At 67.3% G+C, this 25,495-nt stretch carries 23 protein-coding genes and 1 pseudogene; 10 read left to right on the forward strand and 14 right to left on the reverse strand.

All coding sequences use genetic code 11. The features are described 5' to 3' along the window. The 9 genes from J5M67_RS17800 to J5M67_RS17840 all read left to right on the forward strand — a co-directional run bounded on the left by J5M67_RS17800 (position 1) and on the right by J5M67_RS17840 (position 11,082). Positions 1-1,419: an aldehyde dehydrogenase family protein gene (locus tag J5M67_RS17800; RefSeq protein ID WP_207886661.1), complete on the forward strand. Its 1,419-nt coding sequence runs from the start codon at positions 1-3 to the stop codon at positions 1,417-1,419. A gap of 106 nt (positions 1,420-1,525) precedes the next feature. Continuing rightward, the gene (locus J5M67_RS17805; RefSeq protein WP_243434730.1) at positions 1,526-1,891 is read left to right on the forward strand and encodes a RidA family protein; all 366 of its coding nucleotides are present in this window, start codon (positions 1,526-1,528) and stop codon (positions 1,889-1,891) included. Positions 1,892-2,165: 274 nt separating this feature from the next. Further along, positions 2,166-3,698 carry a sugar ABC transporter ATP-binding protein gene (locus tag J5M67_RS17810; protein WP_207886662.1) on the forward strand — a complete coding sequence of 511 codons (1,533 nt, stop codon included), beginning with the start codon at positions 2,166-2,168 and terminating at the stop codon, positions 3,696-3,698. After that, positions 3,691-4,713: an ABC transporter permease gene (locus J5M67_RS17815; RefSeq protein ID WP_207886663.1), complete on the forward strand. Its 1,023-nt coding sequence runs from the start codon at positions 3,691-3,693 to the stop codon at positions 4,711-4,713. Before J5M67_RS17810 ends, J5M67_RS17815 begins: the two co-directional genes overlap by 8 nt. Positions 4,714-4,739: 26 nt before the next feature. Continuing rightward, on the forward strand, positions 4,740-5,795 hold the full coding sequence (locus tag J5M67_RS17820; protein WP_207886664.1) for a substrate-binding domain-containing protein: 1,056 nt from the start codon (positions 4,740-4,742) through the stop codon (positions 5,793-5,795). 2 nt (positions 5,796-5,797) lie between these two features. Beyond that, a complete protein-coding gene (locus J5M67_RS17825; RefSeq protein WP_207886665.1) occupies positions 5,798-6,469 on the forward strand; it encodes a sulfite oxidase-like oxidoreductase in 672 nt (223 codons plus the stop codon). Positions 6,470-6,836: 367 nt separating this feature from the next. Further along, entirely contained in the window at positions 6,837-9,218 is a 2,382-nt protein-coding gene (locus tag J5M67_RS17830) for a TonB-dependent receptor (protein ID WP_207886666.1), read from the forward strand. A 50-nt stretch (positions 9,219-9,268) separates the two neighbouring features. Further along, positions 9,269-10,630, forward strand: coding sequence for an APC family permease (locus J5M67_RS17835; RefSeq protein WP_207886667.1), 1,362 nt, complete (start codon positions 9,269-9,271; stop codon positions 10,628-10,630). Beyond that, positions 10,630-11,082 (forward strand): DUF3574 domain-containing protein, encoded by a 453-nt coding sequence (locus tag J5M67_RS17840; protein WP_207886668.1) that lies wholly within the window; start codon positions 10,630-10,632, stop codon positions 11,080-11,082. The genes J5M67_RS17835 and J5M67_RS17840 overlap by 1 nt, the downstream gene beginning before the upstream one ends. Here the strand turns inward: J5M67_RS17840 and speE are convergent. Next, positions 11,067-11,927 (reverse strand): polyamine aminopropyltransferase, encoded by an 861-nt coding sequence (gene speE, locus J5M67_RS17845; protein WP_207886669.1) that lies wholly within the window; start codon positions 11,925-11,927, stop codon positions 11,067-11,069. The genes J5M67_RS17840 and speE overlap by 16 nt on opposite strands. Next, a complete protein-coding gene (locus J5M67_RS17850) occupies positions 11,927-12,385 on the reverse strand; it encodes a DUF3574 domain-containing protein (RefSeq protein ID WP_207886670.1) in 459 nt (152 codons plus the stop codon). The genes speE and J5M67_RS17850 overlap by 1 nt, the downstream gene beginning before the upstream one ends. 436 nt (positions 12,386-12,821) lie before the next feature. Here J5M67_RS17850 and J5M67_RS17855 point away from each other — a divergent pair, with 436 nt between their 5' ends. Beyond that, positions 12,822-13,328: a hypothetical protein gene (locus tag J5M67_RS17855; RefSeq protein WP_207886671.1), complete on the forward strand. Its 507-nt coding sequence runs from the start codon at positions 12,822-12,824 to the stop codon at positions 13,326-13,328. 70 nt (positions 13,329-13,398) lie between these two features. Here J5M67_RS17855 and J5M67_RS17860 read toward each other — a convergent pair whose 3' ends face one another. The 12 genes and pseudogenes from J5M67_RS17860 to glyA form a co-directional block, all read right to left on the reverse strand. Beyond that, on the reverse strand, positions 13,399-14,028 hold the full coding sequence (locus J5M67_RS17860; RefSeq protein ID WP_207886672.1) for a helix-turn-helix domain-containing protein: 630 nt from the start codon (positions 14,026-14,028) through the stop codon (positions 13,399-13,401). Positions 14,029-14,031: 3 nt separating this feature from the next. Continuing rightward, entirely contained in the window at positions 14,032-14,193 is a 162-nt protein-coding gene (locus J5M67_RS17865; protein WP_207886673.1) for a hypothetical protein, read from the reverse strand. Positions 14,194-14,307: 114 nt separating this feature from the next. Then, a complete protein-coding gene (locus J5M67_RS17870; protein ID WP_207886674.1) occupies positions 14,308-15,045 on the reverse strand; it encodes a UTRA domain-containing protein in 738 nt (245 codons plus the stop codon). 8 nt (positions 15,046-15,053) lie between these two features. Further along, on the reverse strand, positions 15,054-15,647 hold the full coding sequence (gene pnuC / locus J5M67_RS17875) for a nicotinamide riboside transporter PnuC (protein WP_207886675.1): 594 nt from the start codon (positions 15,645-15,647) through the stop codon (positions 15,054-15,056). A gap of 11 nt (positions 15,648-15,658) precedes the next feature. Next, positions 15,659-17,830, reverse strand: coding sequence for a TonB-dependent siderophore receptor (locus J5M67_RS17880; RefSeq protein WP_207886676.1), 2,172 nt, complete (start codon positions 17,828-17,830; stop codon positions 15,659-15,661). Between the two features lie 112 nt (positions 17,831-17,942). Continuing rightward, positions 17,943-18,818 (reverse strand): sulfurtransferase, encoded by an 876-nt coding sequence (locus J5M67_RS17885; RefSeq protein ID WP_207886677.1) that lies wholly within the window; start codon positions 18,816-18,818, stop codon positions 17,943-17,945. A gap of 1 nt (position 18,819) precedes the next feature. After that, positions 18,820-19,965, reverse strand: a complete 1,146-nt coding sequence (locus J5M67_RS17890; protein ID WP_207886678.1) for a phosphotransferase enzyme family protein — start codon at positions 19,963-19,965, stop codon at positions 18,820-18,822. Continuing rightward, positions 19,962-20,882 carry an ABC transporter substrate-binding protein gene (locus tag J5M67_RS17895; protein WP_207886679.1) on the reverse strand — a complete coding sequence of 307 codons (921 nt, stop codon included), beginning with the start codon at positions 20,880-20,882 and terminating at the stop codon, positions 19,962-19,964. The genes J5M67_RS17890 and J5M67_RS17895 overlap by 4 nt, the downstream gene beginning before the upstream one ends. Positions 20,883-21,183: 301 nt before the next feature. After that, positions 21,184-22,155 carry a lipoyl synthase gene (lipA, locus tag J5M67_RS17900; protein WP_207886680.1) on the reverse strand — a complete coding sequence of 324 codons (972 nt, stop codon included), beginning with the start codon at positions 22,153-22,155 and terminating at the stop codon, positions 21,184-21,186. A gap of 38 nt (positions 22,156-22,193) precedes the next feature. Beyond that, entirely contained in the window at positions 22,194-23,315 is a 1,122-nt protein-coding gene (gcvT, locus tag J5M67_RS17905; RefSeq protein ID WP_207886681.1) for a glycine cleavage system aminomethyltransferase GcvT, read from the reverse strand. A 50-nt stretch (positions 23,316-23,365) separates the two neighbouring features. Further along, entirely contained in the window at positions 23,366-24,742 is a 1,377-nt protein-coding gene (locus tag J5M67_RS17910; protein ID WP_207886682.1) for an L-serine ammonia-lyase, read from the reverse strand. A gap of 132 nt (positions 24,743-24,874) precedes the next feature. Then, a pseudogene (gene glyA, locus J5M67_RS17915) lies at positions 24,875-25,495 on the reverse strand (serine hydroxymethyltransferase); the annotation flags it as partial.

The following is a 25,495-nucleotide window of genomic DNA, read 5'->3' on the forward strand; positions in this document are numbered from 1 at the left end:
ATGAGCCTGACTTCCGTGTCCCTGGTCTCCACCCCGGAGGCCACTCAGATCGACGTGTTCAGTCCCTTCGACGGCAGCCTGATCGGCAGCGTGCCGAACCTGGGCGCCCATGACGTCCCCGGCCTGCTCGCACTCGCCCGGAAAGGCGTGCGTGACAGCGCGGCACTGGCTCGCCACCGCCGTGCTGGCATCCTCGAACGCGCCGCCCAGCTCATCGAGCGGGACGCGGCGGATTTCGCCGGCCTGATCGTCGACGAGGCGGGCAAGACCCTGCGCCAGGCGGAGAAGGAGGTGAAGCGCTGCATCAACACGCTGAAGCTCTCCGCCGAGGAAGCGCGGCGCAACGCCGGCGAGGTGGTGCCCTTCGATGCCTACGAGGGCTCGGAGTCACGCCAGGGCTGGTTCACCCGTGAGCCGCTGGGGCTGATCCTGGCCATCACGCCCTACAACGATCCATTGAACCTGGTGGCCCACAAGCTGGGGCCGGCGATTGCCGGCGGCAACGCGGTGATCCTCAAACCGTCGGAGCTGGCACCGCTGTCCGCGCTCAAGCTGGTGCAGTACCTGGTCGAGGCCGGCCTTCCCGAGTCCGTGGTGACCGTGGCTACTGGTGGAGCCGAGCTGGGCAAGGCCCTGGTCGCCGTGCGCGAGGTGCGCATGATCTCCTTCACCGGCGGCTTCGCCACGGGTGAACAGATCGCCCGTGGCGCTGGCCTGAAGAAGCTCGCCATGGACCTGGGTGGCAACGCCCCGGTGCTGGTGCTGGAGGACTGCGACCTCGAGGCCACCGTGGAGTCCTGCGTTTCCGGCGCCTTCTGGGCGGCCGGGCAGAACTGCATCGGGACCCAGCGGATCCTGGTGGACGCGTCGATCTATGCGGCCTTCCGTGAGCGTTTCGTCGAGCTGACCCGCGCCATGGTTCTGGGCGATCCGGGGCGACGCGAGACCGACATGGGGCCGATGATCACCGAAGCCGCCGCCCGCCGGGCCGAGCATCTGGTGAACCAGGCGCTGGGCGAGGGCGCTCGCCTGCTCTGTGGGCATCAGCGGCAGGGGGCCGCCTACGCGCCCACGGTGCTGGAGAAGGTGAACCACGCCAGCCAACTGTGGCGCGAGGAAGTGTTCGCGCCGGTGGTGATGCTGGCGCCGTTCGAGGATATCGAGCAGGCGATTTCGCTCGCCAACGCGCCGGAGTACAGCCTCCACGCAGGTCTGTTCACCCGCGATCTTTCCTTGGCGCTGAGCCTTGCACGGCGTATCGAGGCCGGCGGGGTGATGATCAACGACTCCTCGGACTACCGCTTCGACGCCATGCCCTTCGGCGGCTCCAAGTACGGCAGCCTGGGGCGCGAAGGCGTGCGCTTCGCCTACGAGGACATGACCCAGCCCAAGGTGGTGTGCATCAACCAGCTCGGTTGAGGTTTCGGGAGACGACCCTTCACGGCCGTCAGTTTCACCGGGTGGGTCCGCTCGCCGCGCCGCCCGGTGCTTTTTTCGATTCCGCTTCGAAGGAGGGAAATGATCGATGATCACGCGTTATGCGTCGGGTAACAGGATGTCCCTGGCGGTCAGCTACGGGGCCATGTTCGAAACCGCCGGGGTGGCGGCGGATGATACCCGCGAGGATGTGCAGGGGCAGCTGCGGCAGGTACTGGCGACCATTGAGGCGTTGATGGCCGAGGCCGGCATCGGCAAGGACCGGCTGACCCGGGTACAGATCTGGATAGCCGATTACGGCCACTTCGATCAGGTCAACGAGATCTACGACGCCTGGCTGCAGGGCTATCCGAAGCCGGTTCGCGCGTGTGTGGGCGCGGACCTGGGGGAGGGGTATCTGGTCGAGGTGCAGGTGTTTGCGGTTCATGGCGGGCCGATGGCGAAGCGGGGATAATGCCGCCGCTGATCGGGTGAGGTGATCACCCAGCACCCGCAGCAGCCATCTGGATACGGCTGCCAGCACTCCAGGAAGGAACCTTCATATGTCATACCGACTCGCCATTTTCGACGGTGCAATGTCATGTCGAGCAGATGGTTTTTAGCATATGCATAAATAATATTATAAATATGTTGATGCGAACTATTTGGATATAAAAGAATCGCCGGGAATTCCCACGGCGAAGCTCTGAAACGGTGCTCTCGCTCTTGTGTGTCGCAGCGAGATCCCGATGTCCGGCCAACCCGATTCCACCGTGTTTTTCCGCCTTAGGAACCTGAGCAAGGCGTTTGCGGGCAATCGGGTGCTGGAGGACCTGAACCTGGACATCCGCCGGGGCGAAGTGCTCGCCCTGCTCGGCGCCAATGGTGCGGGCAAGTCGACGCTGGTGAAGATCCTCGCCGGCTCCCATGCCCACGACGCCGGACAGCTGCTGGTCGATGGCGAAGCGGTCCGTTTCGCCTCGCCCCACGACGCCCGCCGCCATGGCATAGTCGCGGTGCACCAGCAGGTGGAGCAGGGCGTGGTGCCCGGCCTGAGCGTTGCGGAAAATCTCCTGCTGGACGAACTCGGCGGTGCCTCCGGCTCATGGCTGTTCCGTCCCCGCGAAGCCCTGCAGCGTGCCGCTGCAATCGCCGCCGCACTGGAGCTGGACCTGCCCCTGCAGGCGCCCATCGAAACCCTCGGTACCGCCGAGCGGCAATTGGTGATCCTGTCCCGTGCGCTGGCGCTGAAACCGCGCCTGCTGATCCTCGACGAACCCACCGCATCGCTCTCGACCCACGAAGCCGAGCGCCTGTTCGCCCTGATCGACCGGCTGCGCGAGCGCGGCGTGGCGATCCTCTACATCTCGCACCGGCTGTCCGATCTGCAGCGCGTCGCGGACCGTGCGCTGGTGCTGCGCGACGGTCGCCTGGTGGGCGAATTCGCAGCGCCGCTGGACCTTGCTGCCGCCGTCGAGTCCATGCTCGGCGCCGCGCTGGGCGAGGTCGAGCTGCAGCCGCTGGAGCGGGGCGAAAGCGTGCTTTCCCTGCGCGACTGGCAGCTCGACGATCACAGCGCGGCCTTCGACCTGGACCTGCACGAAGGCGAAGTGGTCGCCCTGACCGGCCTGCTCGGTGCCGGCAAGAGCGAGATCGCCGAAGTATTGTTCGGCCTGCGCAGGCACCACGCCGGCTCGATCCGCCTCGATGGCCGCGACTGGTTTCCACGTACTCCGCGCGAAGCGATATCCGCCGGGGTGTTCTTTGCCGCCGAGGACCGTGCGCGCAATTCGCGGGTGCCGGGATTCTCGGTGCGCGCCAGCATGACGCTGCCGTTCCTGCGCAGCTTCACCCGTTTCGGCTTCATCGACCGCAATGCAGAGCGCGCCAGAGTCGCAGCGCAGATCGAGGCGCTGGACATCAAAGGCCCCGGCCAGGAATTTCCGCTGGAACTGCTCTCCGGCGGCAACCAGCAGAAGGTCATCCTCGCCCGTTGGCTGCTGGGGCGGGGCCGCGTGCTGATCCTCGACGAGCCCTTCCAGGGCGTCGACGTGCGCGCCCGCCGCGACATCGGCCAGCGCATCCGCGCCAGTGCCGCTGGCAGGGCCACGCTGGTGATCTGTAGCGACCCCGACGAGGCCCTGGAAATCGCCGACCGCATCCTGGTCGTGCGTGACGGCGCGGTGGTCGCCGAACTGCCTCGGCAGAACCTGCAGCGCAGCGAGATCGTCGCCCATCTCACCCCCTCAATGCCTTCGCGCCAAGGAGCCGTGCGTGTCTAGAACTGCCGTGGGCAGCGGAGCGACCACACCCGTCGCCCGCGTGCTCGATTTTCTGATCCACTACGCGCTGCTTCTGCTGCTGGCCCTGCTGGTGCTGGTGTTCGCACTGCTGGAGCCGGCGTTCCTGCGCGTCGGCAACCTGTTCCTGGTGCTGCAGTCGGTGTCCATCGTCGCGCTGCTCGCCCTGGGCGTGACCCTGAGCATGGCCGTGGGCGGGCTGGACCTGTCCATTGGTGCGGTCGCCGCGCTGAGCCTGATGAGCGCCAGCTACGTGATGGTGGTGCTGGACTGGGGCCCGCTCGCAGCGATCCTCATCAGCCTCGGCCTTGGCACCCTGGTCGGTCTGCTCAACGGCTGGCTGATCGTGCGCATGCGCGTGCCGGACATCCTCGCCACCCTGGGCAGCATGTTCCTGGTGGTCGGCGTGCAACTGATCCCCACCGGCGGCCGTTCCATCGCCGTCGGCATGACCCTGCCCAATGGCGATGAGGCGCCGGGCGCCTTCGCCAGCGGTTTCCTCGCCCTCGGCCGCGCCCAGCTATGGGACCGCGTGCCGGTGCCGGTGGTGATCATGCTCGGCTGCGCGCTGCTGGTCTGGCTGTTCCTCGAACGCACGCGGCCGGGGCGCCTGTTCTACGCCATCGGTGGCAACGAACAGGCCGCGCGCCTCGCCGGTGCGGCGGTGGAACGCTACAAGCTGCTCGCCTATGTGCTCTCGGCGCTGCTCGCTTCGCTGGGCGGATTGCTGCTGGCGGCGCGTCTGGGGCGGGGTGACGTCAGCTCCGGCAACGGGCTGGTGCTCGATGCCCTCGGCGCCGCGCTGATCGGCTTCGCCGTACTCGGTGCGCAGAAGCCCAACGCCTTCGGCACCCTGGTCGGCGCGGTGCTGGTGGCGACCCTGCTCAACGGCCTGACCATGCTCAACGCGCCTTACTACGCACAGGATTTCGTCAAGGGCGCGGTACTGGTCTCGGCCCTGATGTTCACTTTCGGTCTGGCTCGGCGCGGGCGCTGATCGCTACTTTTTCGGAGATTCAACGGATGAAGTTCACCCCCGGCAAATCCCTGCGTGCGCTGTTCGCCGCCGGCCTGTTGCTGTCCGGCGCCGCCACCGCGGTAGCGGCCGGATTGCCCGGCGCCCCCGCGCCCTTCGACAAGGGCGGCGTGCAGATCGCCCTGGTCGGCTACCTGTTCTCCGGCGACTTCCCCGAAGCCTACCTGCGCGGCGTCGAGAAACAGGCCAATGCGCTGGACGTGAAGCTGCGCGTGTTCGACGCCCGCCAGCAGGCCGCCACCCAGCGCGAGATGCTGGAGCAGGCCATCGACCTGGGCGTGGACGGCATCATCGTCCAGCTCGGCCTCGCCGAAACCCTCAAGGATTCCATCGACAAGGCGCTGGCCAAGGGCATCAAGGTGGTCACCTTCGACGTCGACCTGAACGACCCGCGCATCACCCGCGTCGAGCAGGATCACCGCGAGCTGGCACGCCTGGCGCTCAGGCAGGTGCTGCAGGACAACGGCAATAAATTCGATGCCGGCTACGTGTACATCGACGGCTTCACTCCCATGGAGCGCCGCGACGAAATCTGGCGCCAGGTGAAGGCCGATAACCCCGGCATCGTCGAGAAGGCGCGCTTCGGCACGCTCAACGCGCCCATCGCCAACTCGGTGGCGGACCAGGCCAGCGCGGTGCTGCGCGCCAACCCGGGCATCAGCGTGTTCTTCGCGCCCTTCGACGAGTTCGCCAAGGGCGTGAAGATCGCCGTGGATGAAGCCGGGCTGGGCAAGCAGGTGAAGATCTACAGCGCCGACATTTCCACCGCCGACATCCAGATCATGAAGGAGGAGGGCAGCGCCTGGAGCGCCACCGCCGCGGTCAACCCGGAAGTGGCCGGCGCCATCAGCGTGCGCAGCCTGGCGTTGCGCATCGCCGGGGAGAATCCCGGCGAGCAGGTGCTGGTGCCGCCGACCCTGATCACCCGCCAGCAGCTACTGGACCTGGATGTGAAGAACGTTCGCGACCTGGCGCGCAAGGTGCCGGCCTTCGGCGAGGCCCAGAAGGTGGCGCAGGCGCCTTGGATTCCGCTGGCGAATTGACGATGAGCACGCAAGACAAGGCCCTGCGCCTGAAGAAGGCGCGCTCGCCGGCTGGCGATCCGCGTCATGGCGAGCGCCTGCCGCCGGGGCAGGTGCTGACCGAGCGCTTCCCGATCCTCCATGAGGGCGAGGTGCCGCAATACGACCGTGCGACCTGGCGCCTGCGCCTCTCCGGGCTGCTGTCGTCGGCGCTGGAACTGAGCCTGGACGACCTGCTGGCGCTGCCGCAGCGCGAACTGGTCTGCGATATCCATTGCGTCACGCGCTGGTCGAAGTTCGATACCGCGTGGCGCGGTGTGCACCTGTCCGACCTGCTCGAACACTACGGCGTCGAGCCGTCCGGGCAGTTCGTCATGGCGCATGCCGACCAGGGCTACGAGACCAACCTGCCGCTGCAGGACTTGCTGCGCCCGGACAGCCTGCTCGTCACCCACTACGCCGGCGAACCGCTGACCCCGGTGCACGGTTGGCCGCTGCGGCTGGTGATCGCCGGGCGCTATTTCTGGAAGAGTGCGAAGTGGTTGCGTCAGCTGGAGTTCAGCGACATCGACAGGCCGGGATTCTGGGAACGCAATGGCTTCCACAACGAGGCCGACCCTTTCCGCGAGGAGCGTTTTTCCGGCAGGGCACTGGATATTCCCGAGGACGAATGGGAGCGCAAGGCCTTCGATTGAAGCGCGCCACTGTTGCTGGGTGAACACCTGGCACTGTTGCCCGAAGAACACCGTAAGCGGTTATAACCAAAGCATTTTTTATTCATTTGAAAGCATTCTGCCACTGGCTAGGATGACGCCTTCCCCATCAGGTCAGGGATGACCGGCGATACCGAGAAGCCGCGCCTTTTCGCTCATCACGAAGAGAGACCGGCCGCGACACCTGGAGCGCTTTCCCGAGCACTGTTTTCTCCACCTGAGGGGGACAGTCGCTCGCGGTTTCCGGACTTCCGACACCAACCGCTCAAGTCAAAAAAATCCCAAGCGGAGTTCCGGACTCGCCGCCAACGGCGAGTGGCGCTCTTTAAGCGAGACAGGAGTATTTCGCGTGTTATCCCGTTCCCTTATTGCCGTTGCGGTGGCCTCTGTCATCGCCCAGTCCGCCGCGCACGCCGACGAAAGCTCGTCGACCCCGGAAGCCACCACCAAGCTCGAGACCGTTCTGGTCACTGGCGCCCGCGGCAACAACCGCACCCTGCTGGATTCCCCCGTGCCGGTGGACGTGCTCACCGCCGACGACCTCAAGTCCACCGGCGCGGTGGGCGGCGAGCTGGGCCAGGCCCTGGCGACGCTGTTGCCGTCCTTCAACTTCCCGCGCCAGTCCAACTCCGGCGGCGCCGACCACGTGCGTGCCGCACAGCTGCGCGGCATGAGTCCGGACCAGGTGCTGGTGCTGATCAATGGCAAGCGCCAGCACACCTCGGCGCTGGTCAACGACTCCTCGAAGATCGGCCGTGGCACCGCGCCGGTGGACTTCAACTCGATCCCCATCAGCGCCATCAAGCGCATCGAAGTGCTGCGCGACGGCGCCGGCGCGCAGTACGGCTCCGACGCCATCGCCGGGGTGATCAACATCATCCTCGACGATGCCCCGGAAGGTGGCGAAGTCTCCACCAGCTATGGCGCCTTCCATACCCATCAGGACGCCATCGACCGCACCACCACCGACGGACAGAACTCCTACAGCAGCGCCAAGGCCGGTACCCGGCTGGGCGAGGATGGCTTCATCCGCGGTGGCGCCGAATACATCGACCGCAACCCCACCAACCGCGCCGGCTTCGACGGCTTCGCCGACACCCCGGGACAGCGCAACTACGTGATGGGCGATGGCGTGGCGCGGGACGTCAACGCCTGGTTCAACGGTGACCTGGCGCTGGGCGACGGCAAGGCCTACGCCTTCGGCCTGTACAACGAGCGCCACACCACCGGCGCGGAGTTCTACCGCTACCCGGACGAACACCCGGAGATCTACCCCAACGGTTACCTGCCGCAATCGCTGGGGGACAACCTGGATCTCTCCACCAGCCTCGGCTACAAGGGCCTGATCGCCGACACCTGGGACTATGACGCCAGCGTCACCCACGGTCGCAACCGCTTCGAAGCATCCACTCGGCGTACCCTCAACGCCTCCCTTGGCGAAGACACGCCGACCCAGTTCGACACCGGCGACTACGAACTGCGCCAGAGCGTCGCCAACCTCGATCTCAGCCGCGAGCTGAGCCTGGCCGGGCGGCCGTTCGTGCTGGCGCTGGGCGGCGAGTACCGCTACGAGAACTACATCACCACCGCCGGCGACCCGGCCTCGTACTACGGTGTCGGCGCGGACGGCGCGGCCGGCCTGCGCCCGAGCGAGGAGGTGGACATCGACCGCAACGTCTTCGGCACCTACGTCGACCTGTCGGGCGACCTCACCGACAAGTTCTTCGTCGATGCCGCCGCCCGCTGGGAGCGTTACGACGACGCCGGCAGCAAGCTCACCGGCAAGCTCAGCGGGCGCTACCAGCTGACCCCGGTGCTGGCCCTGCGTGGCGCGGCGTCCACCAACTTCCGTGCACCGTCGCTGGCCCAGGTTGGCTTCCAGAACACCACCAGCAACTTCGGCGACGGCGGCACGCTCACCGATATCCGCGTGCTTTCGGTGAACGACCCGATCGCCCGCGCGCTCGGTGCGGAAAATCTCGATCCGGAAACCTCGAAGAACTTCAGCCTGGGCCTGACCGCGCAGTTGAACGATCGCTTCGACCTGTCCTTCGACGTGTTCCGCATCGACGTCGACGACCGCATCACCCTGTCCCAGCGCATCGGCGGCGACGCCATGGAGCAATTCATCCAGGACAACTTCGGCGTGGCCGGCGTGCATGACGTGAACTTCTTCACCAATGCCGCCAACACCCGCACCGACGGCGCCGAGCTGGTGCTCAACTACCACCAGCCCTTCGTCGGCGGCCAACTGGGCGTGACCACCGCGTACACCTACAACCACACCACGATACGCAGCACCAAGGGCACCCCGCAGCAGTTGACCGACCTGGGCATCGGCGAGGATGCGCTGGTGGGCGTGGAGGAGCGCAATACCCTCACCGACGCCGCGCCCAAGGACCGCTTCATCTTCACCACCACCTGGAGCGATGCCCGGTGGAGCCTGGTCGGCCGCCTGATCCGGCAGGGCGAGACCACCCGCGTGTTCGACTTCGGCGACGGCTACCATCCGGAGCAGACCTACGGCGCCGTGTGGCAGCTGGATACCGAGGTGGCCTACAAGTTCACCCCGCAGTTCAGCCTGGCGGTGGGTGGCAACAACATCACCGACAATTACCCGGAACGTTCCAGCTCGGAGATCAACTACGGCGGCAACCTGCCGTACGACGTGCTATCGCCGATCGGCACGAACGGTGCGTACTACTACGGCCGCGCCACCTATTCCTTCTGATCCGACGCAGGGGGCGCATTGCGGCCCCGCTGCATTTCCGGAGTCGATTCATGGCTGACAACGACGCAGGCCCGCGCCGGCACCTGGGCGCGATCCATGCGCTGCTGCTGACGCTGGGCATGGTGATCACCAGCGACATTCTGAAAACCGCGCCCACCGTGGCGCTCAACGTCGGCCAGGAGCATTTCTACCTGGTCTGGGTGCTGGGCGGCCTGCTGTCGATGGTCGGAGCGCTGTGCTACGTGGAGATGGCCTCGGCCTTCGCCCATTCCGGCGGCGACTACCACTTCCTCGAACGCGCCTACGGCCAGCGGGTGGGCTTCCTGTTCGCCTGGTCGCGCTTCGCCATCCTGCACACCGGCTGGATCGCGCTGATGGCCTTCCTGTTCGCCGATCACTTCAGCGCCTTGCTCGGCCTTGGCCAGCTCGGCAATGTGCTGCTGGCGGGTGGGCTGGTCGCCGCGCTGGTGGCGCTCAATCTCATCGGCTGGCGCGTGAGCCTCGGCACCCAGGCCGGCCTGGTGGCGCTGGTGGCGGCGGGCTTCCTCGGCATCGTCGGGGCCGGCCTGTGGCTGGAGTGGCGCGGCTTCGTGCCGCCCCCCGTGGTGCCGGTCGAGCCGGAGCAGGTGGGTGTCGCCGGTTTCTCCGCCGCGCTGATCTACGTCTTCCTCGCCTTCGGTGGCTGGAGCGATGCGGCGACGCTGTCGGCGGAGCTGCGCGACAACCGCCGGGGGATCTTCACCGCCATGCTCGGCGCGCTCGCCGCCTTGCTGCTGATCTACTTCGCGCTGAACTGGGCATTCATTCGTGGCCTGGGCTTCGACGGCCTGGCCGCCAGCGGCGCGCCGGCGCTGGAGCTGCTCGGGCTGGCCTTCGGCGCGCCGGGTATCGGTCTGATCATGGCGGTGGTGGTGATTTCCGCCGTCGCCAGCATCAACTCGACGCTGATCGTCGGCAGCCGCACGACTTACGCCGCGGCGCGGGATGTTCCGGCATTGCGCGCCCTCGGTCGCTGGGACGTGCGCCACGGCGTGCCGCGCGCCGCGCTGCTCGCCGAAGGTGGGGTGGCATTGCTGCTGATCGCGGTGGGCGGCTGGAGCGGCCATGGCTTCAACACCATGGTGGAGTACATGACGCCGGTGTACTGGCTGTTCCTCAGCCTGAGCAGCGTGGCGCTGATCGTCCTGCGCCGCCGCCATCCGGAAGTGCCCCGGCCGATCCGCGTGCCGCTCTATCCGTGGCTGCCGCTGGGCTTCTTGGCCGTGTGCCTGTACATGCTGTATTCCAGCGTCGCCTACGTCGGCTGGGGCGCCTTGCTGGGCTTGGCGGTGCTGATGCTCGGCGGGCTGCTGCAACTGGTCCTGCGCCCGCGAGCGGCGCACTCCGAAGGCTGGCAGGGAGAGGGTGCTTGATGCGCGCGAAAACACTTTGGCGCAATGGCGCCTTGGCCGTGTTGCTGGCGGCGCTGGTCGCGCTGTGGCTGAACGAGGAGGCGGCCAGTGCCAGCGGTGAAGCCGGGAGCCGGCGCATGCTGCGCACCGAGCTGTACCTGGAGGCGGTGGAGCTGTCGCAGTGGGAGGACTTCCTCGCCCGCGAGGTGACGCCGCGCTTCCCCGATGGCCTCAGCTGGCTCGACCTGCACGGCCAGTGGCGCGGCCCCAGCGGCGGACCGGAGAAGCTGCCGTCGCGCATGCTGATCCTCATCCACGCCGACAACCCTTACACGCGCCAGGCGCTGGCGCAGATCGGTGCGGACTTCAAGCAACGCTTCGGTACGGCTGTGCTGCAGGTCAGCAGCCCGGTTCGCGCCCGCGACCCGGACTGGACGCCGCAGCGCCTGGAAAACCCTCAGCTGTCGCGCTGAAGCCCGGCCTCGATCAGGTCGAGCATGTAGCGCGGCAGGGCGAACGCCGCCTGGTGCACCTCGGGGGTGTAGTAACGGGTCACCAGGCCGCTGTTCGCGAAGCGCTGGCGCAGGGTTTCCAGCGTGGTGCGGCGGGCCTGCTCGCTGTTGGACGCCCAGCCGAAGGCCATGCTGCCGCCGATGTAGGTCGGCACCGCCGCCGTGAAGAAACCCCAGTCGGTAAAGGTATTCGCCAGCCGCCGCGCGGTGCCGCCCAGTTCCTCCGGCTGGAGGAAGGGCACGCCGTTCTGCGTGGCGAGAATGCCGTCGCTGCCCAGGCGCTGCTGGCAGTTGCGGTAGAAGGCATCGGTGAACAGGCTCGCCGCCGGACCGCCCGGATCGGTGGAATCGCAGAGGATAAGGTCGAAGGTTTCGCGGCTATTGGCGAGGTACTCCAGACCGTCGGCGTAGATCAGCCGCAGACGAGGATCGTCCAGCGCGCCTGCCGAATGCTGCGGCAGCAGCTCCCGGCACAACTCGACCACCTGCGGGTCGATCTCCACTGCGACGATTTCCTCGATGCCGGTATGGCGGACGATCTCCCGCAGGATGCCGCCGTCGCCCACGCCGATCACCAGCACGCGGCGCACTGCGCCATGGGCGAGGATCGGCACATGGGCGAGCATCTCGTGGTAGACGAACTCGTCGGCCTCGGTGGTCTGCAGCACGCCGTCCAGCGTCAGCACCCGGCCAAAGCGCCGGTTGCGGAACACCTGCACGTCCTGCTGGCCGGTGTTGCCCTGGTAGAGGGGTTCATCGACGGTCAGCGCTTGTGCGTAACCGTCGTGCAGCGTCTCGTGAAACATCAGAACGACACCTGCGCCGGTTGCGACAGCCGCAGCACGGAGAGGTCGCCGGTGATGCGCTTCCACGCCAGGCGAATAGCTTCGATGTCCTTGCCGCGTGCGGCAGTGTCTTCATGCAGGATCACGATTACCTTGGTGCTGAGCCGCTCCGGCGTCGTTGCGCCGTGATCGCGCCACTGGCCATAGGCATCGTAGGCGGTGAAGCCGTCCGGGAAGCGCGGCGTCACTTCCTGATCGAGGAACTGCCGCCAGCGCTGCTCGCTGATCTTCTCCTTGCCGTCCTCCTGGCCCAGCGCGAAGTACAGCTCGGTGCGCAGCCATTGCGCCTGTGCCGGCCGGGTCGGATCACCCTGCAGGGTCGAGCTGCTGGGGTTGGTGGTATGGACGGAAGGAGCGGGCGGGGTGGCGCAGCCGAACAGCGCCAGGACCAGGCTGGCGGCGAGCAGATGGCGGAACATGGGACTTCCTTGCTGTGATGACAGTTGAACCGGGCCGCCACTATAGAAGGTCGTCTGTTATTTCATTAAATATTAAAAACGCATTCTCATATGTCTGATTTTGCATTCATGAAATGTGCATCGAAGCGCTCTAGGCCGTGTGTTGCAGCCAGCCCTGAAGTTTTTGCGAGCTGGTTAGATTCAATATTCACTACGGTTCTTTGCTAAGCACTGGATGAGATATCCATATCGTCGAAAAGATCGTTCATGAAGTGTTGGAGTTCGTTATCACGAATCAAATGACGTTATAAAGAAAATTCCCGGCATCATCGAAACGGAATCGCGAGTGGATGCAGCGAAACCCACCGTTCCCTCGTCATCTTGTTCCGTCGCCGGGCCTCCCTAGAATCGGCCCCATTCGCAGTCACTCAACTCTATCGATTCAGGGAGCTCCACCATGATGAACGCCATGCAGATGCCGATGAACACCAACGCCATGATGCCGATGATGGGCATGCCGATGATGATGGCGACCATGGAATGCGAGATGCTCGCTGACGGCATGATGTGCAAGATGAAGCCGGCGATGGGCATGGAAATGGCCATGTTCCGCAACAGCGCCGAGATGATGGCGATGATGATGAACTGCGGCATGCCGATGATGATGCACTGCGGCAACATGATGATGATGGGCATGTCCCAGTCCGCCATGGCCATGATGCCGATGATGGGCATGATGAACATGCCGATGATGATGGGCATGAACATGGGTATGCCGACCATGAAGTGCATGATGGAGTGCTCCATGCAGGGCGACATGCTGATGTGCAAGATGATGCCGATGCAGGGCATGAACATGGAGATGTTCAAGAACTGCTGCATGCTGATGAACAAGATGATGGAGTGCGGCATGCCGATGATGATGAGCTGCAACGGCATGCCGATGATGTGCTGCACCTGCTGATAGCGGCGAGCTGAACTGAAAAGGCCCGGTGGGGAAACCCTCCGGGCCTTTTGCTTTCTTGCGGTTGGCGTCAGTCCAGCGGTTCGGCGTAGGTGGTGACGAGGTAGGCGACGGCGTCGCTGTCGGCGGGATTGCGGTAGCTGTGCGGCTGGTCGGCGAAGAACAGGATGGAGTCGCCGGTGCCGAGGAGGAAGCGCTCCTCGTTGACGCTGATCTCCAGCACGCCCTGGGCGACCACCAGGTTTTCCTGGGTGCCCGGCGCGTGGCCGGTGGATTGCTCGATGGCCAGGCCCTGCAGGCGCAATTCGTAGAATTCCACCTGGCGCGAGACGTCGAAGGGGAACAGCGCGCGGCTGACGAAGGCGCCGTCGCCGCTGACCAGACGTTTGCTTTCACGTGCCGGCAGCACGGCCACGCCTTCGAAGGCGCGGTCGTCGAGGAAGGCGGCGACCGAGACTTTCAGGCCCTGGGCGATCTTGCACAGCACCTTGATCGACGGAACGCTGCGGCCGGATTCGATCTGCGCGAGCATGGTCCGGCTCACGCCGGAAAGACGGGCGAGGCCATCGAGGGAAAGGTTGCGCTTGGCGCGCAGGCGCAGCAGGTTGCTGGCGACCCGTTCGCCGATGGGGTCTTCGGGCGCGCCGGGGGCGGCGTCGAACGCCACGGCGGGCAGCTCGGTGGCGAGCGGCAGGCCCATGGCTCAGGCCTCGCGGCGGCCGCTGTCGCGGCTCTGCTGGACGATCTGGAAGGCGTCGTAGCCGGCGCGCTGCGCGTACAGCATCCACATCAGCTCGGCCTGGCGGCGGGCCTGACGGCGCGTGCGGTGGCGGGCGAGGTCGATGACGTTGTCGGTGCGGTCCATGGCGGCTCCAGAAGGCTTGCAGTCAAGCCGGTTGCGGTGAAGTTGGAGCTAGCCTAGCCGCGAACCTGTTAGAACCAGAAATACTGAATTAGCATTTATTAATAACTTGTTTGGCTATAACGGCCGCGACGGGAAATCCGCCTGCACGGCCACGGATACTGCGTCCGGCCGCCAGAACTCCTGGTCGAACTCCACCAGCAGGCCGTCCTCGGCGTAGTTCAACCGGTCCAGCACCAGGTTGCTGGCACCGGAGGCCAATTGCAGCAGCTCGGCGTGGTCGTCGTTCACCGTGCCCAGGCGCAGGTTCAGCGTGCAGCGCGTCTGCACCTTGCCGAAGCGTTCGCGCAGCACGCCGGTCAGCGAACGGTCCAGGCGCGCGTCGAGCAGGTCCGGGCACCAGCTGGCGAGCAGGGTGTTGATCTCCACCAGCACCGGGCGGCCGTCGATCAGCCGGCGGCGGTGCAGGCGGAACACGGGTTCGTCCGGCGAGGGCAGGTTCATCCGCGCGGCCAGCCAGGCACCGGCGCGGCGGCGCTCGGCGCTCAGGCATTCGGTCAGCGGCTCGCGGCCCTGCAGGCGCACGTAGTCCATGAAGCTGACCAGCCGCGTCGGGTCGTAGTCGATGCGCGGCGGGCTGAGGTACCAGCCACGACGGTTCTCGCGGTAGATCAGCCCCTCGGTTTCCAGTTGCTGCAGGGCCTGGCGCAGGGTGACGCGGGTGCACTCGAAGCGCTCGGCAAGGTCGCGCTCGGGCGGCAGTTTCTGCCCGGCGAGGAAGCGCCGCTGGGCGATGTCCGCGGCCAGCTGGTCGCGGATGCGCGCGTAGTGCGGTGGAATGGCCTGGTAGAGCATGGCGGCCCTCAGTTGCCCGCGGCCAGCGCCGGAGCGCGGGGCGGTTCGTCGCGCAATTCGCGCTGCCAGGCCAGCAGGCCGTAGAGCGCCAGCACCACGAAGCCGGCGTAGAGCCCGGCGGTGAGGTACAGCGCCTTGTAGAGGAACACCCCGGTGTAGATCACGTCGAGGATGATCCACAGCCACCAGCTGGCGACGTACTTGCGCGCGGCCCAGAAGCTCGCCACCAGGCTGAAGGCGGTCAGCGCGGCGTCCAGCCAGGGCAGGGCGGCGTCGGTGTGGGTGTGCATCGCCCAGCCCAGGGCGAGGGCGCCCACGGCACCGGCCAGGCTGCTGGAGAGGGCGGTGGCCGGCGGCAGGCGTTCCACGCGCACCTTGCCGTGGTCGCTGCCGCCCTGGCTCCATTGCCACCAGCCGTAGAACTGCAGCACGACGAAGACCAGTTGCAGGAGCATGTCGGAATACAGCTTCACGCTGAAGAAGATCCAGGCGTACAGCAGCACCGCCACCACGTTCACTGGCCAGCACCAGCGGATGCGCCGGGCGGTGAGCCAGACGCCGAGCACGTTGACGATCACCGCGACGATTTCCAGAGCAGACATTCGCACTTACCTCAGAAGTTGACGCTCGCCGTCAGGCGAGCCGTGCGCGGCGCACCCTGGAACAGGTAGCCGTCGCCGAAATATTCACCGACATCGCGCCAGTAGCGCTTGTCGAACAGGTTGTCGACGCTCAGCCGCAGCGTGGTCGGGTAGTCCCCGAGCCGCGTGCTGAAGCGCGCGCCGGCGTCATACACGGTGTAGCCGCCGACCTCCACCGCGCCGTCGCGGTCGGCGTACTTGGCCCCGCTGTAGCGCGCCGTGCCGAGCAGCGAGAGCCCCGGCACGTCGGCCAGTGCGTAGTCGGCCTGCAGGCTCGCGCGCAGGCGCGGAACGTTGATCGCCTGGTGGCCCTCGTAGTCGTCCGTGCCGCTGTTGACCACGCGCGAGCGGATGGCCGCGACGCTGCCGCTCAGTTGCAGCGCGGAGGTTACCCGGCCACTGGCGGACAACTCCAGCCCGCTGTTCTTCTGCTGGCCCTGTTGCACGTAGGTGAAGGTGCCGTCGCCGTTGGGCCGGGCGAACTGGTAGGCCTGGTGGATCTGGAACAGCGCGGCGCTCCAGTCGAAGCCGGCCAGCTCCTGCTTGATGCCGAACTCGACCTGGCGCGAGGAGGTGGGCGCCAGGGTATCGCCGGCGTTGCTGGCGAACCAGGGCGCCTCGCCGCCCAGGGACAGGCCCTTGCTGTAGCTGCCGTAGATCGAGATGTCCTCGCGCGGCTTGAAGATCAGCGCGCCATTGGGCAGGAACTCCGAGCGCCGGGTATGGCGGGTCGTGTCGCCGTCGCTGTCGAAGGTGCGCTCGTCCAGGCGCACCTGGCGGCCGCCGAGCACCAGCTGCCACTGTTCGCTCAGACTGATGCGGTCGCTGGCGAACAGGCCGTACTGGCGGCTGTCGAGGTGGCGGTAGGTGTGGCCGGGTTCGCCATCGGCAGGCGCCACGGCGCCGATGCCGGTGTAGATGTTGCCGGTGCCGACCCACTCGTTGAGCTCCGGGCGGCTGTCCAGCACGCGGCGGAAGGCCGAGGTGCCGGCGGTCAGTTCGTGGCGCAGCCATCCGGTGGCGAACTGGCCGTGCAAGGCGGCTTCCAGCTCGTCGTTGCGGCGCGTGTCGTCCGGGCTGCGGAAGTCGTAGAGGTCGTAGTCGCCTTCGGGGCTGAAGTAGTTCGGCACGGCGGAACCGGCGCAACTGGGAGCGCCGTAGCAGCCCCAGGGGAAGGCGCTGTAGTCGTCGATCACCACCCGGCTGCGCGAGGCGCTGAGGGTGCCGGTCCAGGCGTCGTCGAAGCGGTACTCGAAGCGGGTATTGAGGTTCAGCGACTCGATGTCCACCGGGTTGGCCCAGCTCTGGTAGCCGATGCGGTCGTGCGGGTCGATACCGTGAGGCAGTTCGGTCCCTCCGAGCAACTGGTAGCCCGGCGCCGAGGGCTGGCGGCGGTTCTGGTATTCGGCGTCGAACTGCCAGAGGGCGTCGGGCGAGAGGTTCCAGTCCAGTGCCAGGGAGGCGAAGTCGCGGTGGCCGTCGGTGTGGTCGATGTAGGAGCGCAGGTCCTCGTGGGCGAGGTTGACCCGCACGCCGACGGTCTGTTCGCTGTCGAGCCAGGCGCCGACGTCGGTGGCCAGGTAGCGGCCGCCTTGGTCGTCCGTGCCGAGGGTTACCGAGCGCACGTCCTGCGGCCGCTTGGTGACGTAGTTGATCAGCCCGCCAGGCTCGGACACGCCGCTCTGCAGGCCGGACAGCCCCTTGAGCACTTCGACCTGCTCCTTGTTCTCCAGCGCCACGTTCTGCTCGCCGGTGATGGTGCGGCCGTTGATCTTGTAGCTGCTCGCGGCATTGAGCGAATAGCCGCGAATCTCGAAGTTCTCGTAGTAGCCCACCGGCGCATAGGCCTCGCCGGTGGAGGCGTCGTTCTTCAGCACGTCGCTGAGCAGGCGCGCCTGCTGGTCCTTGAGCAGCGCCTGGTTGAACACCGCGATGGAGGCGGGCGTATCCAGCAGCGGCGCCTCGCCGAAGCCGCCGACCGAGGCGCGGTCGCTGGCGTAGCTTTCGGTGTCGTGGCCGATCACCGTGACGGTGTCCAGGGTGGTGGCTTCCTCGGCCCGGCCGGGGCCGCTGGCCAGCAGCACGGCCAGGGTCAGCAGGCTGAGGGGAAATCGCGTGCGCGCGGGGCGCGTCAGGTACTGCATGGAACGCTCCTGAAAATCGCCAGGGCGTGCGCCGGGAATGCACGGGGCCGAGCCCCTCCCGCGCGAAACGGATGGCCTTGGATGTGAGACGTGATGGCCCGTGGACGGGCTGTCAGGCCGGAGCTGCTCCGGTGGTCAATGGCAGGGAGGGCTCTGCGGCCCACTCCTGCAGCGAGCCGTCGTAGAGGGCGACCCGCGTTTCCCCGGCCAGCGTCAGCGCCAGGGCGAGGGCGGCGGCGGAGATACCGCCGCCGCAATACAGCAGCAAGGGCGGCTCGGCCTGGCGCAGCCCGGCGAGGGCCTCGTCCAGTGCCGCACCGCGCCGGTAGCGGCCGTCGTCGTCGAACAGGCTGCGCGCCGGCAGGTTGCGGCTGCCGGGGATGTGCCCACGGCGGGCGTAGCGGGTCACGGCGCTGCCGTCGAACAGGGCGGCGGACAGGGCGCAGACCAGCGTGCCGTCCGCTTCGCCCGCCACGACTCGTTCAACGTCGTGACGGTCGAGCCAGAAGCCCTTGCGGTACTTCGCCGGCGTGGAGACTGTGCCGTGCCGAGGGGCGGGCGATTCGCCTGCCTCCAACGAAAAACCGGCGGCGATCCAGGCGCGCAGACCACCGTCGAGCACCGCCGCGTCGATGCCCAGGCTGCGCAGCATCCACCACAGGCGTGCGGCCCAGAAACCGTCGCTGCGGTCGTAGATCACGATCAGCGAGTCATCCTTGATGCCCAGCTTCTGCAGCGCATCGAGCGCTCGTTGCGCGTCCGGCAGGGCGAAACTGAAGGTCGCCTCGCTGGCCGCCAGATCGACCAGCAGATCGGCATGCCGCGCGCCGCGAATATGCCCGGCGAGCCAGCCGGCATGGCCGCTCTCGACGCGGTAGTCGCCGTCGAATTCCGGTGCCGCGAGTTCGACGCTGGCGTCCAGCAGGCACAGGCGCGGATCGTCCAGTGCGGTGCTGAGCCAGTCGGCGCTGACCAGAGGTTCGCTCATCTCAGTTCAGCTTCGCGGCCAGTTGACGCACATGGTTCAGCAGCCGCTGGCCTTCGCTGTCGAGGAACCAGCGGGTGTGGCCGATCAGGTAGTTGTCGTAGGCCAGCGAAGCGCTTTCGGCCGAGCCGAGGATGCCGTGGAAGTAGATGACCTCGGACAGCGCGAAATCCGCATGCACCAGTGGCAGCAGGGCGGCCAGCGCGAGCAGGTCGTCGCGGCTCAGCGGGCGCACGCTGGAGTAACCCGCCAGCAGTGCGTCCAGGGCATCGAGGTCGGCCACGGCGGCGCGGCCCTGGTCCAGCTCCAGCCAGGGCACCAGGTTGCGTTCGATGGCGGTGGCCAGGTCGAACAGCGCAAAGCTGCGGTCGCTCAGGCCGAAGTCCAGCACCGAGACCACTTGCGCCTGCGCGCCGTCCCCGCTCCACAGCAGGTTGGAGGCGTGCCAGTCGTTGTGGGTCCATAGCGCCGGCTGTCGCTGCAGGTAGGGCAGCAGCTTGCGTTGCAGCGGCAGGTGCAGCTCGCTCAGCTTTTGCTTCCACGGGCGCGCCTGCAGGTACTCGGCGAGGGCGGGCGCCTGGGGGAAGGTCGCCTCGATGGCGGCGAGCGGGTCCGCCGCGCCGAACAGGTTCAGGTTGCTGAGCAGCACGCCGGCGCGTCGCGAGGGCGCGTCGAAGCCTTCGGCGGCGCGGTGCAGTTTCGCCAGCGCGACGCCAGCGGCAAAGGCGTGGGCGTTGTGCTGGAAGGGCGTCCAGGACAGCGCGTCGCGGTACAGGTCCAGGCCTTCGGCCTTCTCATGAACCTCATAGGTCCAGCCGTCCCGTTCGATGGCGCTGCGGCCGTGGCTGTCGCGCAGCACACGGGCAACCGGCGCGCCACGGCGGGCCAGGTGATCGAGGAAGGCGTGTTCTTCCGCCAGCCAGTCAGCCGTGCGCACGCTGGGGTGGTGACGCTTGACGAACAGCGGGCCGCTGGCGGTTTCCACCAGGGCGGCGGCGGAGAAGGGCCGGGGGCTGTGCCAGCTCAGGCGGGTGTCGCCGCCGGCCTGGGAGAAGTCCGCCAACAGGGCGGCGACTTCCGCTTCGGTCAGCGCGGGCCAGTCGGCCTCTACCGGCTCCAGGCCCATGCCGTGGCTCAGGCGTTTGGTCATGCTGGGTTCTCCACTTGCCAGGCATTGGTGGTGGCGCCGCGCCAGATTTCCGGGTCGCGCAGCACACCGTATTCATGCAGCCACTGGGCGTAGGGCTGCAGCAGTTCTTCGCGCTGCTCGCCCCAGCGGCCTTGATGCAGCCAGCTGGGCGCGATGCGCCGCAGGGATTCTGCCAGCATCTCGCGAGGAAAGTAGGGAATGGTGCGTTCGTAGACCGGCAGCGCGGCCTCGGGCTCGGCCGCCGCCGCGAGGAATCCGCGTGCAGTGACGGCGAGGAAGCGCCGGGCGATGTCCGCATTGGCGTCCAGCCAGTCTTCGCGGGCGCCCAGCAGATAGCTGTGGTAGGGCGGCGCACCGATCTCGTCCACCGGCAGCACCACGCGGCGCTCCTCGGCGATGGCGCTGGGCAGCAGCGCTTCCCAGGCCCAGTAGCCGCCGAAGCTGGCGTCGGCGAGGCCGGCGGCCAGGTCTTCCGGGCGCAGCTCGCGGAAGCCGGCGTCGACCAGTTCCACCGCATCCGGGTCGCCGCCATCGCGGGACACCAGGTGGCGCACCATGGCCAGGCCGCGTGGCGTGGGGTTGAGCGCCAGGCGCTTGCCCTGCAGGTCGCGGGGGCGGCGGATGCCGCTGTCGGTGAGGGTCTGGATCGACTCCAGGCCGCGATGATTGATCGCCGCCACGCCGATCAGCGGCTGGCCGAGTTCGCGGCGCACCAGCAGGCGATTGCTGGGAAACACGCCGAACGCGGCGGCGCCGCGCGCCAGGTGGTCGAGGGTGTCGCCGTGGTAGGGGTCGTGCACCACCAGTTCCACGTCCAGCTCCGCTTCGCGGTACCAGCCGCGTTCACGGGCCAGGTAGAAACCGGCCGAATTCGGCCAGGGGTGGAAGTATTCGAGCATGACCCGCAAGGCAAACATGGAACCTCTCTCCGAAACGGCCATCGGCCGGCGACTGCGATGGGGCGTATTGAAGGGGAGAGTAATTGGTATATACCAATATGAATTTAACTGGTTTTTATAATTACAAGGAATAAGGGTGCCTTGGCCGAGCCGTGCGATGTCAGCGGCATGAAGGTCGCATTTTCAGCGAGTCGTTGACCGGCGGGCGTGTGCCGATGGCCGACCCGGGCTCGCTTCGTCCAAAGCGAGCCCGGGGCCACGATGTTTTCCCCGAATCCGATCAGTACAGCTGTGCTCGCCGACGGAGCCGCTAGCGCATTCAGCCGCCATGCGCCTGCTGATCCGCGTGGTACGAGGAGCGCACCAACGGGCCGGAAGCGACGTTCCTGAAGCCCATCTTCGCGCCTTCCTCGGCGAACCAGGCGAAGGTATCCGGGTGGACGAAGCGCTGCACCGGCAGGTGGTTGCGCGAGGGCTGCAGGTACTGGCCGAGGGTCAGCATGTCGATGTCGTGCTCGCGCATGCGCTGCATGACCTCGATGACTTCCTCGTCGGTCTCGCCCAGGCCGAGCATCAGGCCGGACTTGGTCGGCACGTGCGGAACCCGCTGCTTGAACTTCTGCAGCAGGTCCAGCGACCACTCGAAGTCCGAGCCCGGACGGGAGGACTTGTACAGGCGCGGCACGGTTTCCAGGTTGTGGTTGAACACATCCGGCGGCTCCTGGCCGGTGATGTCCAGGGCGATGTCCATGCGCCCGCGGTAGTCCGGGACCAGGGTTTCCAGCTGGATGCCCGGGGACAGCTGGCGGATTTCCCGCAGGCAGTCGGCGAAGTGCTGGGCGCCGCCGTCGCGCAGGTCGTCGCGGTCCACCGAGGTGATCACCACGTATTTCAGGCGCAGGTCGGCGATGGCGATGGCGAGGTTCTTCGGCTCGTCGACGTCCAGCGGCTTCGGTCGGCCATGGCCGACGTCGCAGAACGGGCAGCGACGGGTGCAGATGTCGCCCATGATCATGAAGGTGGCGGTGCCGCCGGAGAAGCACTCACCCAGGTTTGGGCAGGAGGCTTCCTCGCAGACGCTGTGCAGCTTGTGCTTGCGCAGCAGTTGCTTGATGCGCGCGACCTCGGGCGAGGCGGGGATGCGCACGCGAATCCAGTCGGGTTTCTGCGGCAGTTCCTCGGTGGGGATGATCTTCACCGGAATGCGCGCGACCTTTTCCGCGCCGCGCAGCTTCACGCCGACTTCCACCTTGTGCGGTTGTGCTGATGTGCTCATGAGGCTTCCTGGCATGGCGCGTTCCGGGGCGGGCCCCGGAACGCGGGTGGGGATCAACCGCGGTAGTAGCGCTGCGGCACGAACGGGGTGCGCGCCACCCGCATTGGCACGCGCTTGCCACGCACCACCGCCCAGACCTCGGTGTCCACGGCGCTGTACTCGCTGGGCAGGTAGCCCAGTGCGACCGGCGCGCCCAGGCTGGGGCCGAAGCCGCCGCTGCACACCTGGCCGATCACCTGGCCGTCGGCATCCACCAGTTCCGCGCCTTCGCGTACCGGCATGCGCTCCTGCGCCAGCAGGCCGACGCGCTTGCGTGCCACGCCTTCGGCCTGTTGCGCCAGCACCCGCTCGGCGCCGGGGAAGCCGCCGGCACGGGCGCCGCCGGCGCGGCGGTCCTTGGAAATCGCCCAGCCGAGCGAGGCTTCGATGGGCGTGGTCTGGGTGTTCATGTCATGGCCGTAGAGGCACAGGCCGGCTTCCAGGCGCAGCGAATCGCGGGCGCCCAGGCCGATCGGCTGGACTTCCGGCTCGGCCAGCAGGGCGCGGGCCAGGGCTTCGGCCTTTTCGACGGGCACCGAAATCTCGAAGCCGTCCTCGCCGGTGTAGCCCGAGCGGCTGACGTAGCATTCCACCCCCAGCAGCGTCACGTGGGCGAACTGCATGAAGGTCATCTGCGCCACCTGCGGGGCGAGACGCGCCAGCACGGTGACCGCCGCCGGGCCTTGCAGGGCGAGCAGGGCGCGCTCCTCGAACAGCGGCTGGATTTCGCAGCGCTCGCCCAGGTGCTTGCGCAGGTGCGCCAGGTCCTGCTGCTTGCAGGCGGCGTTGACCACCAGGAACAGGTGATCGCCGGCGTTGGCCACCATCAGGTCGTCGAGGATGCCGCCTTCGGCATCGGTGAACAGCGCGTAGCGCTGCAGGCCCACCGGCAGGCCGAGGATATCGACCGGCACCAGGCTCTCCAGGGCGCGGGCGGCGCCTTCGCCACGGAGGATGATCTGGCCCATGTGCGAGACGTCGAACAGGCCGGCCTGCTCACGGGTATGCAGGTGCTCCTTGAGCACGCCCAGGGGGTATTGCACCGGCATGTCGTAGCCGGCGAAGGGCACCATGCGGGCGCCCAGTTCGAGGTGCAGGGCGTGCAGCGGGGTCTGTGCGAGGGTTTCAGTGGTCATGCCGTGCTCCTGTCAATGTCGGGTAGGGGCTATCAGGGCGCGGGGCCGGGTCAGCATTCGATGATGTTGACTGCCAGGCCGCCGCGCGCGGTTTCCTTGTATTTGCTCTTCATGTCCGCGCCGGTCTGGCGCATGGTGCGGATCACCTTGTCGAGCGAGATGAAATGCTGGCCGTCGCCGCGCAGGGCCATGCGCGCGGCGTTGATGGCCTTCACCGCGCCCATGGCGTTGCGTTCGATGCAGGGCACCTGGACCAGCCCGCCGACCGGGTCGCAGGTCAGGCCGAGGTTGTGCTCCATGCCGATCTCGGCGGCGTTCTCCACCTGCTGCGGGGTGCCGCCCAGCACTTCGCAGAGCGCGCCGGCGGCCATCGAGCAGGCCACGCCGACCTCGCCCTGGCAGCCGACCTCGGCACCGGAGATCGAGGCGTTTTCCTTGTAGAGGATGCCGATGGCGGCGGCGCAGAGCAGGAAACGCTCCACGCCGTCGTCGCTGGCGCCGGGCACGAAGCGGCTGTAGTAGTGCAGCACCGCCGGGACGATGCCGGCCGCGCCATTGGTGGGCGCGGTGACCACGCGCCCGCCGGTGGCGTTTTCCTCGTTCACCGCCAGGGCGTAGAGGTTGACCCAGTCGAGCACGCTGAGGGCGTCGCGCAGGTTGGCCTCGGGGCGTTCGCTGAGCTGGCGGTACAGCGCGGCGGCGCGCCGGCGCACCTTGAGCCCGCCGGGCATGATGCCTTCCTTGCGGCAGCCGGTGCGCACGCAGTCCTGCATCACCTGCCAGATGCGCGCAAGGCCCGCGCTGGTTTCCCCGGCAGTGCGCCAGGCCAGCTCGTTCTCGCGCATCAGGTCGCTGATCGACAGGCCGTGGCTGATGCACTGGTCGAGCAGCTCGCCGGCGGTGCGGAAGGGGAAGCGCAGCGGCGTGCTGTCCGCGACGATGCGGTCGTGGCCGGCGGCGGCCTCGTCGACCACGAAGCCACCGCCCACCGAGTAGTACTCGCGGCTGCGCACCTGCAGGCCGGCCGGGTCGAAGGCGCGGAAGATCATGCCGTTGGGGTGATAGGGCAGGGGCCGGCGGATCATCGCCAGGTGTTCCTTTTCGACGAAGCCGATCTGGCGTTCGCCGCCCAGGCGCAACTGGCCGCTGCGGCGGATCTGCTCCAGGCGCGGCTCGACGCTTTCGGTGTCGACGCTGTCGGGCTGCTCGCCTTCCAGGCCGAGCAGCACCGCCTTGTCGCTGCCGTGGCCCTTGCCGGTGGCACCCAGCGAGCCGTACAGCTCGACGCGCAGGCTGTGGGTGGCGTCCAGCAGGCCGTCGCGGCGCAGGCCCTCGACGAAGCGCGCGGCGGCACGCATCGGCCCCACCGTGTGCGAGCTGGAGGGGCCGATACCGATCTTGAACAGGTCGAAGACGCTGAGTGACATGGGGAGGCTCCAGAAGTCTCGGATCGCGACGCTTTATCTGTAGGAGCGGGCCATGCCCGCGAACGCCCGGCAACGGCGGGCAATGCATCGCGGGCATGGCCCGCTCCTACGAAGAGAAAGTGCGCGGGAATCTCAGCGGTAGACCGGATAGTCCGCGCACAGCCCGGCAACCTGCAGAGCCACCTTGGCCTCGACGTCGGCGTCGCCCAGGTGGTCCAGTACGTCGCAGATCCAGCCGGCCAGTTCGCGGCACTGGCTTTCCTGCAGGCCACGGGTGGTGACCGCCGGGGTGCCGATGCGGATGCCGGAGGTGACGAACGGGCTTTGCGGGTCGTTCGGCACGGCGTTCTTGTTCACGGTGATGCCGACGCGGCCGAGGGCGGCGTCCGCTTCCTTGCCGGTCAGGCCCTGTTTCACCAGGCTGATCAGCATCAGGTGGTTGTCGGTGCCGCCGGAGACCACGTCGTAGCCACGGTCGATGAACACCGAGGCCATGGCCTTGGCGTTCTTGATCACCTGGGCCTGGTAGTCCTTGAAGCCGGGCTCCAGCGCTTCCTTGAAGCACACGGCCTTGGCGGCGATCACGTGCATCAGCGGGCCGCCCTGGGCGCCGGGGAAGACGGCGGAGTTGAGCTTCTTCTCGATCTCTTCGTTGGACTTGGCCAGGATCAGGCCGCCACGCGGACCGCGCAGGGTCTTGTGGGTGGTGGTGGTGACCACGTCGGCGTAGGGCAGCGGGTTCGGGTACAGGCC

It is taken from the genome of Pseudomonas sp. 30_B (assembly GCF_017491605.1).
Lineage (GTDB): Bacteria > Pseudomonadota > Gammaproteobacteria > Pseudomonadales > Pseudomonadaceae > Pseudomonas.

Coding starts and splice junctions, on each gene's coding strand:
- J5M67_RS17800 (WP_207886661.1), top strand. CDS start 1: ATGAGCCTGACTTCCGTGTCCCTGGTCTCCACCCCGGAGGCCACTCAG.
- J5M67_RS17805 (WP_243434730.1), top strand. CDS start 1,526: ATGATCACGCGTTATGCGTCGGGTAACAGGATGTCCCTGGCGGTCAGC.
- J5M67_RS17810 (WP_207886662.1), top strand. CDS start 2,166: ATGTCCGGCCAACCCGATTCCACCGTGTTTTTCCGCCTTAGGAACCTG.
- J5M67_RS17820 (WP_207886664.1), top strand. CDS start 4,740: ATGAAGTTCACCCCCGGCAAATCCCTGCGTGCGCTGTTCGCCGCCGGC.
- J5M67_RS17825 (WP_207886665.1), top strand. CDS start 5,798: ATGAGCACGCAAGACAAGGCCCTGCGCCTGAAGAAGGCGCGCTCGCCG.
- J5M67_RS17835 (WP_207886667.1), top strand. CDS start 9,269: ATGGCTGACAACGACGCAGGCCCGCGCCGGCACCTGGGCGCGATCCAT.
- J5M67_RS17840 (WP_207886668.1), top strand. CDS start 10,630: ATGCGCGCGAAAACACTTTGGCGCAATGGCGCCTTGGCCGTGTTGCTG.
- speE (WP_207886669.1), bottom strand. CDS start 11,927: ATGTTTCACGAGACGCTGCACGACGGTTACGCACAAGCGCTGACCGTC.
- J5M67_RS17850 (WP_207886670.1), bottom strand. CDS start 12,385: ATGTTCCGCCATCTGCTCGCCGCCAGCCTGGTCCTGGCGCTGTTCGGC.
- J5M67_RS17855 (WP_207886671.1), top strand. CDS start 12,822: ATGATGAACGCCATGCAGATGCCGATGAACACCAACGCCATGATGCCG.
- J5M67_RS17860 (WP_207886672.1), bottom strand. CDS start 14,028: ATGGGCCTGCCGCTCGCCACCGAGCTGCCCGCCGTGGCGTTCGACGCC.
- J5M67_RS17865 (WP_207886673.1), bottom strand. CDS start 14,193: ATGGACCGCACCGACAACGTCATCGACCTCGCCCGCCACCGCACGCGC.
- J5M67_RS17870 (WP_207886674.1), bottom strand. CDS start 15,045: ATGCTCTACCAGGCCATTCCACCGCACTACGCGCGCATCCGCGACCAG.
- pnuC (WP_207886675.1), bottom strand. CDS start 15,647: ATGTCTGCTCTGGAAATCGTCGCGGTGATCGTCAACGTGCTCGGCGTC.
- J5M67_RS17880 (WP_207886676.1), bottom strand. CDS start 17,830: ATGCAGTACCTGACGCGCCCCGCGCGCACGCGATTTCCCCTCAGCCTG.
- J5M67_RS17885 (WP_207886677.1), bottom strand. CDS start 18,818: ATGAGCGAACCTCTGGTCAGCGCCGACTGGCTCAGCACCGCACTGGAC.
- J5M67_RS17890 (WP_207886678.1), bottom strand. CDS start 19,965: ATGACCAAACGCCTGAGCCACGGCATGGGCCTGGAGCCGGTAGAGGCC.
- J5M67_RS17895 (WP_207886679.1), bottom strand. CDS start 20,882: ATGTTTGCCTTGCGGGTCATGCTCGAATACTTCCACCCCTGGCCGAAT.
- lipA (WP_207886680.1), bottom strand. CDS start 22,155: ATGCCAGGAAGCCTCATGAGCACATCAGCACAACCGCACAAGGTGGAA.
- gcvT (WP_207886681.1), bottom strand. CDS start 23,315: ATGACCACTGAAACCCTCGCACAGACCCCGCTGCACGCCCTGCACCTC.
- J5M67_RS17910 (WP_207886682.1), bottom strand. CDS start 24,742: ATGTCACTCAGCGTCTTCGACCTGTTCAAGATCGGTATCGGCCCCTCC.